At 44.3% G+C, this 11,819-nt stretch carries 7 protein-coding genes; 4 read left to right on the top strand and 3 right to left on the bottom strand.

The features are described from left to right. Positions 1 to 20: 20 nt before the first annotated feature. Entirely contained in the window at positions 21 to 1,826 is a 1,806-nt protein-coding gene (locus QR722_RS05700) for a cation:proton antiporter (RefSeq protein WP_286286099.1), read from the bottom strand. A gap of 228 nt (positions 1,827 to 2,054) precedes the next feature. Between QR722_RS05700 and QR722_RS05695 the strand changes: the two genes are divergently transcribed. After that, on the top strand, positions 2,055 to 2,624 hold the full coding sequence (locus QR722_RS05695) for a polyphosphate kinase 2 family protein (protein WP_286286097.1): 570 nt from the start codon (positions 2,055 to 2,057) through the stop codon (positions 2,622 to 2,624). Continuing rightward, entirely contained in the window at positions 2,593 to 2,970 is a 378-nt protein-coding gene (locus QR722_RS05690; RefSeq protein WP_286286094.1) for a polyphosphate kinase 2 family protein, read from the top strand. The genes QR722_RS05695 and QR722_RS05690 overlap by 32 nt, the downstream gene beginning before the upstream one ends. Before the next feature lie 87 nt (positions 2,971 to 3,057). On the opposite strand, the gene QR722_RS05685 is transcribed toward QR722_RS05690, so the two are convergent. Beyond that, on the bottom strand, positions 3,058 to 4,953 hold the full coding sequence (locus tag QR722_RS05685) for a M1 family metallopeptidase (RefSeq protein WP_286286092.1): 1,896 nt from the start codon (positions 4,951 to 4,953) through the stop codon (positions 3,058 to 3,060). A gap of 128 nt (positions 4,954 to 5,081) precedes the next feature. Between QR722_RS05685 and smrA the strand changes: the two genes are divergently transcribed. Further along, complete coding sequence (smrA, locus tag QR722_RS05680) at positions 5,082 to 5,666, top strand: DNA endonuclease SmrA (RefSeq protein WP_286286090.1); 585 nt, start codon at positions 5,082 to 5,084, stop codon at positions 5,664 to 5,666. A gap of 528 nt (positions 5,667 to 6,194) precedes the next feature. Here the strand turns inward: smrA and purL are convergent. Then, positions 6,195 to 10,088 carry a phosphoribosylformylglycinamidine synthase gene (purL, locus tag QR722_RS05675; RefSeq protein ID WP_286286089.1) on the bottom strand — a complete coding sequence of 1,298 codons (3,894 nt, stop codon included), beginning with the start codon at positions 10,086 to 10,088 and terminating at the stop codon, positions 6,195 to 6,197. 135 nt (positions 10,089 to 10,223) lie between these two features. On the opposite strand from purL, the gene mltF reads away from it, so the two are divergent. Further along, positions 10,224 to 11,702, top strand: a complete 1,479-nt coding sequence (mltF, locus tag QR722_RS05670; RefSeq protein WP_286286087.1) for a membrane-bound lytic murein transglycosylase MltF — start codon at positions 10,224 to 10,226, stop codon at positions 11,700 to 11,702. Positions 11,703 to 11,819: the final 117 nt, after the last annotated feature.

Here is an 11,819-nt window from a genome sequence, read left to right as displayed (position 1 = left end):
CTAAACATACATATCAAGGTTTATTGTCCTAGTTTTTCAACTTCTTCGGGCATGATCAAACTCATCACTCGCCATTCGGATTTAGGCGAAACACTGTTGCTGGTAGTGTACATTTTCAAACGATTATTAGTATCGAACGCGCATAGCGGCAATAAACGACCATGGTATTCGGCAAGGTAATCTTCCATGGTGAAGTTATCTGAAATCCGCGTGGTTTTAATTTTTGCCCCTTTAGCCACCCAGCTAGCTAATTTACCGTAAGTTATATCTTCGGCAAAGAGTCCAAGTTTTTTAGCATATGATTCAGAAACCTGATGGCTTGGGCGTTGTTGCTGTTCGTTGTTACTTAAGGCCAGGACCGCCCCTTTGCCCATCTCGCCTTCAAAGTGGAAGGTAACCATGGGGTTTAATTGACGATACGGTGACATCACCAGCACGGTGCCAAATATTGACATATCTAGGGTTCGTGAAGCATGTTCTGACATCGGATTACCAAAATAAGTCGGTATATTATCCATTCTTGCAGCGCGCATTGCGTCCCAGTTGGTATCGGCTAAGCAAACTTGAGCATCATTGGCTATCAACTCTTTAGCAAACATCCGGCAAAACAAACCACCACCAAAAATCAAGTATCCGTTGGGCGCTGGTGCTCTAATACCTAGCCACTTTGCCACCTTAACTGAGGTTAAACTTTGAAACACAACCGTGCAGATAATGACCAAAAATACCATAGGTACTAGCAATTCAATTTGTTCGTAATTAAGTAATTCCAGTTTCAAAGAGAACAACGCTGATACGGCAGCGGCAACAATCCCCCGTGGGGCAATCCAACTTAGAATGGCCTTTTCTTTCCAGTTAAGTCCGGTGCCAATAGAGGAAACCAATACCGATAATGGTCTAGCGACAAACATAATAACGACTAACACTATGACTGAGCCCCAACCAACGTTCATAATCGACTGCAAATCGATGCGAGAGGCGAGTAAAATAAACAACCCAGAGATTAATAAAACACTAAGGGTTTCTTTGAATTCAAGAATATCGTCGGTGTCGACATCGCGCATATTAGCCAGCCATATCCCCATGATAGTCACGGTTAATAAGCCTGATTCATGGGCCAACAAATTGGAGACAGCAAATGCGCCTAGCATCAAGGTAAGCACCGCTGTATTGCGCAGGTAATGTGGTATGTAATTACCCCGTAATGCCTTGCCTAAAAAATAGCCCATTGCAGCGCCGATGCCCAAGCCTACGGTCAGTGTCAAGCCAAAAGCATACAAGGTGTGACTAATCGCATCTTGGGTAGAAATGATGAACTCAAACACCAGTACCGCAAGGAGCGCACCGATAGGATCGATCACTATCCCTTCCCAGCGTAAAATATTGGCAATTTTACTGCTTGGTCTTACGGTTCGTAGCATAGGAACAATCACAGTTGGTCCGGTGACCGTGACAATAGCACCGAATAAAAATGACATTTCCCATGACAAACTCAACGCAAAATGCGCAGCAGTCGCGGCAATACCGCCGGTTACTATAGTACCTATTGTACATAGATTACGCACCATAGAGCCGTGCCCAGCGAGATCGCCAAAACGCAGCGTTAGAGAGCCTTCAAACAATATGATCGCCACAGACAGCGATACCACCGGAAACAGCAGATCACCAAAGATTAAATCGGCATCTATCAATCCGGTAACAGGGCCGGCAACAATACCTACAATCAACAGAGGCAATATCGCCGGTAGTTTGATTTTAAAGGCAAGAAATTGACACGCGATGGAAAGCAATCCAACGAGTACTAAAGCTACGGTGAGGTCGACCAAAACAATTCCTTAATTTCGTAATAATATTTTTATGGGTTATCAGCCGCCTACTTTGCAACAGTTCAACCCATGCTGCAATCAGAAACCGCTGTGTTATTCAAGTTTCGCTGCTGATCGTGACAATTGCCGCACAAACCAACTGATCTGCATCAATAAATAGTCAATTTTCACTGTAACCAGAAAAAATATGGCTACACTAATCATATCGTTTTATTGATTGGTATGGGTATGCAGGATAAAAAAAATAATGAGCAGAATAAAATCAAAACAACTGACGCTAAATCTACTCGAGGCGAGTCGTTGCATCAATTAGCGGAACATAGACAGGATCCGGATTTTATCACTCATGCCTTCGAAGCGGGTGAATACCCCTATAAATCCAACATGTCGAAGAACAGTTATGAGTCTCATAAACAAGAATTACAAATAGAATTGTTAAAAGCGCAAAAATGGGTCAAAGAAAGTGGCCAACGCATTGTCGTCTTGTTTGAAGGAAGGGATGCATCAGGCAAAGGAGGCACCATAAAACGCTTTATGGAACACTTAAATCCACGTGGCGCTCGTGTTATCGCCTTAGAAAAACCATCAGATACCGAGCGCGGTCAATGGTATTTCCAACGTTATATCCAACATTTGCCGACTAAAGGCGAAATCACTTTGTTTGATCGCTCTTGGTATAACAGAGCTGGGGTTGAGCGAGTCATGGAATTTTGCCAACCGGCTGAATACCTAGAGTTCATGCGCCAAGCCCCCCGAATTCGAAAGGATGTTAGTACGAAGTGGAATTTACCTGTTTAAGTATTGGTTTTCAGTCACCGCTGAAGAACAAAGAAAGCGTTTAAAGAAACGTCAGACCGATCCGCTAAAGCAATGGAAACTCACCCCCATAGATCAATTTGCTGTCACCAAGTGGGATGAATATACCAAAGCAAAAAACGCGATGTTTTTTTACACCAACACTGCTGATGCGCCTTGGACTATTATTAAATCCGATGACAAGAAACGCGCTAGACTAAATTGCATGCGACATTTTTTGACAGCGCTTCCCTACGACAACAAAGACATACATGCTATTAGGCAAACTGATAATTTAATTGTAGGGCACCCCACAATCAACGCCCAATCGAAAGAGCATAAGATCTGATTAGGTTGTTGCATCGCAGCAACTAGAATCCCATAAAAAAGCGGGATACCTGATCCCGCTTATTACCTAAACACTTTACTGTTTTGCTTATTCAACAAAACCCTGATTAGCTTTCACCGTTAGCGGATGATAACCCGGCTTAGCAATGTCAAAGGCACGTTTGGCAAATGCTTTACCCTCTGGTGTTTTGGCTAACTCACGATATAACGGCTTGACCAACTTGTTACGACCAATAGTCGTGAGGTAATCAAACAAGCGGTCAAACGCAGGCTGATAATCATTCTTTACCGCTATCATTAACCAACTGTGGGCAATTTCGTTATTCTTGCTTTGAGTCAACTTAAATTGCATATCCAACGTCACAATTTGCGCTTCAGAAAGCTGCTCTGGCATATTATTCAAAAAGTATAACCACTGATGTACGGTCCAGTCTTGGGTATCAATGTCAGCAGCTTTTAAACTGCCATCCAACCAACCTGTTCGCGCACTATCAACTTTAGTAAAAGCATCCGAGAGCGGTACCGCCACATTTTCCGGTAAACCCGGTTCGAATATCCACTGATGAATACGTGCTTTGTCGAGCTTATCAGCATAGGTGGTTAACAAGGTTTTATCTAAATAGGCGATAAATTCGTCGGTGGTAATACTCTTAAACGCAAAATGCTCGAAATAATTTAGCAAGAATTGGTCAAAATTGTCACGACCGATTTTCTGTTCAATTTCTCGTAAAAATAGCGCCCCTTTTTCATAGGGAATATTTGAAAAAACATCGTCTGGATTGCGTCCACGTAAATCAATTGCCAGAATTTGGTCATTCTCATCGAGACTATTGATGTCTGCTTGCAAGTCTTGATAACCCAATACAGCTTCCATATTGTATCTATCAGTGCCGTAGATCATTTCCATGATGCGGTAAGTCAAATAGGTGGTAAATCCTTCATTCAACCAAAGATCACGCCACGTTGCATTGGTAACCGTATTCCCTGACCAACTATGGGCGAGTTCATGGGCAATAAGGGAAACTAAACTTTTGTCACCTGCGATAACCGTTGGCGTAATAAACGACAAGCGCGGATTCTCCATCCCACCAAAGGGAAATGACGGCGGTAATATAAGTAAATCATAACGATCCCAACTGTAAGGGCCATAAGTGCTTTCAGTAGCTTCTAACATGCTTTCCGTGTCTTCAAACTCTGCCGCTGCTGCTTCGAGCAAAGCAGGCTCTGCATAAACACCCGTGCGTTTACCCATTGCTTTAAACTGCAAATCCCCAATGGCAAGTGCGATCAAATAAGAGGGGATAGGCTGCGGCATATGAAATTCATACACGCCATCACGTTCCGTATCAGGATCATTAGCCGCACTCATAACCGCTAATAATTCTGCAGGTGTGCGTATAGTCGCATCATAGGTAACTCTGACCTGTGGAGAATCTTGTAACGGTATAAAGCTTCTAGCGTGCACCGCTTGTGCTTGAGTGAATAAAAATGGATGTTGCTTGCCTGCAGTTTGTGCCGGAGTGAGCCACTGAGCCCCTGAGGAGTCAGAAGAAGTATGATATGCAACTGTCACTGATTGTGCACTGTCAGGAACGCTGATATGCAATGCAGCACCAAGATCCGGATCAGCCTGCTGCAAGGTATAATCGATATCTTCGCCATTGGCCGTCACATTAACGATGGTTAAACCTCGTGTATCAACAACTAGCTCGTTCGCTTTTGGTTGTACGCGCTTGAATTGCAGTTCCGCACTACCAATTAATTGTTGCTTGGTGAAGTCAGCCGTAAGATCCAAATTAATATGCGTGACCCGAATAACATCTGGGTTAGCAAACGAGTGGTAATCTTTGCCCGCCTCCATTGTGCTCGAATTTTCAGTAGTAGATTGCTTTGCAGTGGCGGGTTGCTCGCTAGTATTTTTTGCAGGTGAGCAAGCACCCAATGCTATGGTTAGCACACCAATCAATATTTTCGAATTTTTCATTTTTCTTCCCAATGAACTTTTTATAAGATTGTGACATAAATGGATCAGAAACCGAATGCCTCTCGTAGTATTCGCTTAACTATTAGAATTTATACTTTACAGGTCAATTTGATTACTTGGAGGATAGTATGACGAATACAGATTGCAGTGACGAGATATCATTTCTCGATGCCATGCAAGATGTTAAACCTCTACGTAAGAATGATCCTGTGGTATCGCTCAAGCCTCAGCATACACTTGCTCAGCAGCTAAAACGCCAAGCCTTGGAACGTGAGCATAGTTTACCTAACAATAACCTAAGTGTGGAATGCGTTGAACCCGTTGATCCGTTAGATCAACTCAGTTTTAAGAAGTCTGGGGTACAACATGGTGTATTCAAAAATTTACGTTTGGGAAAATATAAAATTGATGGGGTGCTAGATTTACACAAATTGAAATTTACCCAGGCACGACAACTACTGTTTGAAAAAATGCTCCAAGCTCAGCAAGATGGTCAGCGAACACTGCTTATTAAGCATGGCATCGGCTTACACAGCAAACCCTTTCCTGCCATGCTGAAAAGCTATGTTAATCAGTGGCTAAAAGAGTTGCCTCAAGTACTAGCTTTTCACAGTGCTCAACAACAGCATGGTGGTGCGGCTTCGGTGTACGTGATGCTTAAAAAAAGCGAACAGGACAAACTACAGAATAGAGAACTGCAGCGTAAAAGGTAGTGTGTTCAGCTTATTTGCTTGCAGCGACTAAATTTGTTGGTTGCCCCTGACCCGTGGCAGAATTGGCTGAGGAACTGATAACAGCTGTAATGACCAAAATTAAGACAGTCGCAAATACGCCTGCTAAGCCAAACCCTTTCGATGAACGATTCATGTGAGTATCTCTTTGTTATTATAGTTATTCAGACACAGAAGGTTAGAAAGAATCCATTCTTTTTCGCCATATCCAATAATTCTTACAGCGAAACGCGTCAGAATACTGACACTCAGATTACTCTAATCTACTAAGGTATAATTGACAAGTATTTTATTTAATGAAATCAATAGACTAAGTACTTTGTTGGTTAAAAGTAATAATTTCCACTTGATTTATTATGATATTTAAAAAAGCGCCCAAAAAATTGGGCGCTAAAATGAGCATTTGCTCGAAGGAAATCACCAAAGTAAATGTTTTACCATTTACTCAGCATACAGACCGGCGAAGCGCTAAAAACTATTCATTCGCCCTCTATATACTATGCTCTAGGATTAACCTGCAAATACTCTGGCATTTCTAAACATCCGCATCCATGGACTATCTTCTTGCCAATCATCGGCTTGCCACGAGTTAGCCACGGCTCTGAATACTCGCTCAGGGTGTGGCATCATGATAGTAGCCCTACCGTCAGTTGAGGTTAGACCGGTAATCCCATCCGGTGAGCCGTTAGGGTTAGCCGGATACTGTTCGGTCACATTTGCGTAATTATCAATGTACCTTAGCGCCACCGCACTGCTATTTTGCACTTGTCTCAAATGACCCGTATGTTTGAACTCTGCTCTACCCTCGCCATGAGATACCGCGATAGGCATTCTCGAGCCCTGCATGCCTTGGAAGAATATTGAGTCGCTTTGCTGAACTTCCAACATCGCCACCCGCGCTTCGAATCGTTCCGAACGATTGGTGACAAAATGCGGCCACAAATCCGCACCTGGAATAAGTGATTTAAGATTTGATAACATTTGGCAACCGTTACACACCCCTAAACTAAAGGTATTAGAGCGCTCGAAAAATTGTGCAAACTGCTCCCTTGCCTGAGGATTAAATAAAATAGATTTAGCCCAACCCTCACCCGCTCCCAACACATCACCGTAAGAGAAACCACCGCAGGCTACCAGCCCAGCGAATTGCTCGAGATCGACCTTCTGGTTTAAAATATCACTCATGTGAACATCGATGGCGCTAAAACCGGCACGGTTAAATGCAGCAGCCATTTCAGAATGTGAGTTGACCCCTTGCTCGCGCAAAATCGCCACCCGCGGTAATAGCCCTTTAGCGATATAAGGTGCAGCCACATCCTGATTAATATCAAACGTAAGTTCACTGTGTAGGCCCGGATCGGCATCATCTGATTTCGCCGCCCATTCTTGGGCAACGCAGTCTGGATTATCACGAAGACGCTGCATTTGGTCGGTAGTTTCTGCCCATATTTGGCGATAGTAACCCCTTGATTGTTTAATCAAAGTGTTGCCATCGCGGGTGATCACAATGCGATCATCAGTGCTAATGCTACCCACAACATGAACACATTCTGTTAAACCATGCTGCTGTAGCGTTTGGGTCACAGTATCAAGGTCAGATTCACGCACTTGGATCACTGCACCTAATTCTTCATTGAACAATACCGCCGCGTTGTCTCCAACCAGTGCCGAGATATCAATGTCAATGCCCGTATGCCCTGCAAACGCCATTTCAACCAATGTAGTGAACAAGCCACCATCAGAACGGTCATGGTAGGCCAACAATAACTGATCACTGACAAGAGTTTGGATACTGTTGAAGAAGCCTTTCAATAATTTACTTTGGTCTACATCAGGCGTCACTCGACCCAAATGTTGATAAACCTGTGCTAAGCAAGACCCGCCTAAGCGGTTTTGCCCACAGCCCAAATCAATCAACAATAACTTACTAGGTCCTTTGTCTGTTCTTAGCTGCGGGGTTAAGGTATTACGAATATCTTTGACCGCACCAAATGCAGTGATAACCAGAGAAAGCGGTGAGGTAACCGACTTACTTTGACCGTTTTCCTGCCACTGGGTTTTCATCGACATTGAATCTTTACCCACCGGAATGGTTAGGCCCAGCTCTGGACATAACTCTTCTCCGACGGCTTTAACTGCTTCGTATAATCCGGCATCCTCTCCAGGGTGACCCGCTGCAGCCATCCAGTTGGCAGATAGTTTAATGCGGTTTAATGAACCAATATCGGCAGCGGCAATATTGGTTAAAGACTCACCCACTGCCATCCGCGCCGATGCAGCATGGTTTAATAAAGCTATGGGGGTTCTTTCACCCAGCGCCATGGCTTCGCCCTGATAACTGTCGAAAGATGATGCGGTTACGGCCACATCTGCCACTGGAATTTGCCAAGGTCCTACCATTTGATCGCGGTTAACTAAACCTGTTACCGAGCGATCACCGATGGTAATCAAGAAGGTTTTTTCCGCCACTGTGGGTAAACGTAAAATCCGCTCAGCCGCATCCGTCAGTTCAATCGTGGCTGAATCAAAATCATCACCCTTAGCTTGGCTAGAGGTAACGTCACAGTGCATCTTAGGCGCTTTACCCAACAAAACATCTAACGGTAAATCAATCGGCTTATTATCAAAGTGATTGTCGTTTAAGCTTAAATGAGGGGCTTCAATTGCCTCACCCACCACAGCAAACGGTGCTCTTTCACGGCGACAAATAGACTCGAACAACGCTAAATTGGCAGGTGCAACCGACAGCACATAACGCTCTTGAGATTCATTACACCAGATTTCATGGGGGGCCATACCCGGTTCATCATTAGGCACATTACGTAGCTCGAAGTTAGCGCCCCGTCCACCGTCGTTCACTAGCTCTGGGAAGGCATTGGATAAGCCACCCGCGCCTACATCATGGATGAATTGAATAGGGTTGTTTTCGCCTAACTGCCAGCAACGGTCAATCACTTCTTGGCATCGTCTTTCCATCTCCGGATTATCTCGCTGTACTGAGGCAAAATCTAAATCTTCATTGGATTGACCTGAGGCCATAGACGAAGCAGCGCCGCCGCCTAAGCCGATGTTCATGGCTGGTCCACCGAGGGCAATGAGTTTTGCGCCAACGGTAATTTCACCTTTTTGAGTATGGGTACTGCGAATATTGCCTAAACCACCGGCCAACATAATCGGCTTGTGATAACCGCGCACTTCTTCGCCATTGAAACTATTCACCTGTTGCTCGAAAGTACGGAAGTAACCCAATATATTGGGACGACCAAATTCGTTGTTAAATGCAGCGCCGCCCAACGGACCCTGCTGCATAATTTCTAACGCGTTGACAATACGCCCTGGCTTACCATATGGCTGTTCCCAAGGTTGTTCAAATCCTGGGATACATAGGTTTGAAACGGTAAATCCTACCAAGCCCGCTTTGGGTTTAGAGCCTCTACCGGTAGCACCTTCATCGCGTATTTCCCCACCGGAACCGGTGGCTGCACCGGAAAAAGGTGATATAGCCGTTGGATGATTATGGGTTTCAACTTTCATCAAAATATCAATATTTTCATGATGATAGTCGTACTCATGTGAAATCGGATCAGGGAAGAAACGGCCCGCTTCCCAACCTTCCATTACAGCGGCATTATCTTTGTAGGCAGAATGCACAAAGTCGGGATTCAGTTCATAAGTGTTCTTAATCATTTTGAATAACGACTTGGGCTGTTTTATCCCATCGATGGTCCAGTCAGCATTAAAAATTTTGTGCCGACAATGTTCTGAATTGGCCTGCGCGAACATATATAATTCAATGTCATTCGGATTACGACCTAAGCGTTGGAAATTCTCTACCAAATAATCAATTTCATCTTCAGCCAGCGCCAATCCCATTTGAGTATTGGCCTTGACCAATGCATCTCGTCCGCCAGCTAATATATCCACACTAGTAAAAGGTTTAGGCTGCTCAGCCTTAAATAACACGTTAGCATCCTGCAATTCGGCCATTACCACTTCAGTCATTCGATCATGGATGATCTCATTAACCTGAACACCTTGCGATGCCGATAAATTTCCATCAATCTGTAAATAGTAAGCGCAACCACGTTCGATTCTGTGTATTTGAGTTAACCCACAATTATGTGCAATATCAGTGGCTTTAGATGACCAGGGTGAAATAGTCCCAGGACGTGGCACGACTAACATTAGGCTTCCCGCCGGTTCGTGAGCTTGAATAGCAGGTCCATAAGTCAATAATTGTTCAAGTACCTGTTGTTCGCTATTGTTGAGCTGGCCATTTAAATGACTAAAGTGGACAAATTCAGCATAGACAGCAGAAATCGGTAACGATTGAGCAGCGAAGCGTTCAAGTAATTTATTCAGACGAAATTCAGAAAGCGCAGGTGCACCGCGAAGGACTAGCATAAGGCTATCACCAAGGTTAGTGGAATGTACCAAAACAGTTTGACATCATTCACGTTTTCAAGAAGATTTGAGGCGCGAATTATAGAGTAAAATCAGTCCATTGATAAGCGCAAACAGCTCGGTTTTTACGCTTTTATGCACAAATTTATTATTCCAGTAGATGAACTGCAACAATTTAGTCACAATAGACCTCTCGATGTGAAAAAAAGGTCGCCAGTGAAAAAAGGTTTAGGCACATTTGTACTGCTGTGGTTGTTGATATTTTTATCAGCTTGCGAAAAAACGCGTCCAACCAGTACCCTCGAGCGCATCCTTGATGATGGCGTTCTGAAGGTTGGCACCAATTATGGTCTCACCACCTATTTTAATGGCGCTACTGGACCTGAAGGCTTTGAATATGAACTGGCCGAAGGCTTTGCCGAATACTTGGGAGTGAGATTGGAAGTCTTCCCTTATTACACTTTGAACGAGTTATTCCCACAACTTAGTCATCATCACTTAGATTTAATTGCAGCCGGTATCAGTGTCACCCCAGAACGCTATGAACAATTCCGCTTCGGCCCTGCCTATCAAAATGTTAGCCAGAAGTTGGTCTTTAAACAGGGGAATGTCCGTCCTCGCTCGGCAGTGGATTTAACCGAAGATATATTAGTCATTGCTGGCAGCAGTCACGCCGAAACATTGCGCACCTTTAAACCCTTTCATCCAAATCTCAATTGGCAAGAAACTGACGAAAAAGACGCTGAAGAATTAATGGAGATGGTGTTAAACGATGAACTCGCTTACACCATTGTCGACTCAAACATCTTGGCTGTGCTGCGCAGACGCCATCCCGAGTTAAGCATTGGTTTTACCATCAATCAAGAACAAGGCGTGGCTTGGGCATTAGATAAAGCGCAGGATGATTCTTTGTTGGCCGCATTGATTGAATATTTCGGCCAAATTCAGACCAATGGTCGTTTAGCTGCTTTGGAAGATAAGTATTTCGGTCATGTCCGACTATTCAATTACGTTGATACCCGTGAGTTTATTCGTTCCGCCCGAACCGTGTTGCCAACCTATCGTCACTTGTTTGAGCAATACGCTAATGATATCGATTGGCGTTTGTTAGCAGCCATGAGTTATCAAGAAAGTCACTGGGACCCGCAAGCCAAATCGGCTACCGGTGTGCGTGGCATGATGATGCTAACCTTAGCCACTGCCCGAGATTTGGATATCACCTCCCGACTTGATCCTGAGCAAAGCATACGTGGTGGCACTGATTATTTCAGTCAATTACTCAAACGAATCCCCGCCCGAATTCAAGAGCCGGACCGAATATGGTTTGCGCTAGCGGCTTACAATATAGGCCTTGGACACTTGGAAGATGCAAGAGTTTTGACCCAAAAACAAGGTGGAAACCCAGACATGTGGATCGACGTTAAAAAACGTTTGCCACAACTGCGTCAGAAAAAGTACTACAAAACTACTCGTTACGGTTATGCCCGCGGCGATGAGGCCGTCAGCTACGTGGATAACATTCGCCGCTACTATGACACTTTAGTATGGATAGATGAACAAGACCCCCTCACCCTTGACGAAGCACAAATAGCGACAAGTGAAGACACTGAATAACACCTTGAACCCTTAGTTCAGTGCACAACCTCTTCAACACACTACTTCCCTGCTCGCTGTCATATTAGTTTCATGCTGGTATGGCAGCCTGAATTCGTCAGACAATGAAAATCATGA

The sequence above is a fragment of the Aliiglaciecola sp. LCG003 genome, from assembly GCF_030316135.1.
Classification (GTDB): Bacteria; Pseudomonadota; Gammaproteobacteria; order Enterobacterales; family Alteromonadaceae; genus Aliiglaciecola.
This window is presented reverse-complemented; position numbering and strand designations above follow the sequence as displayed.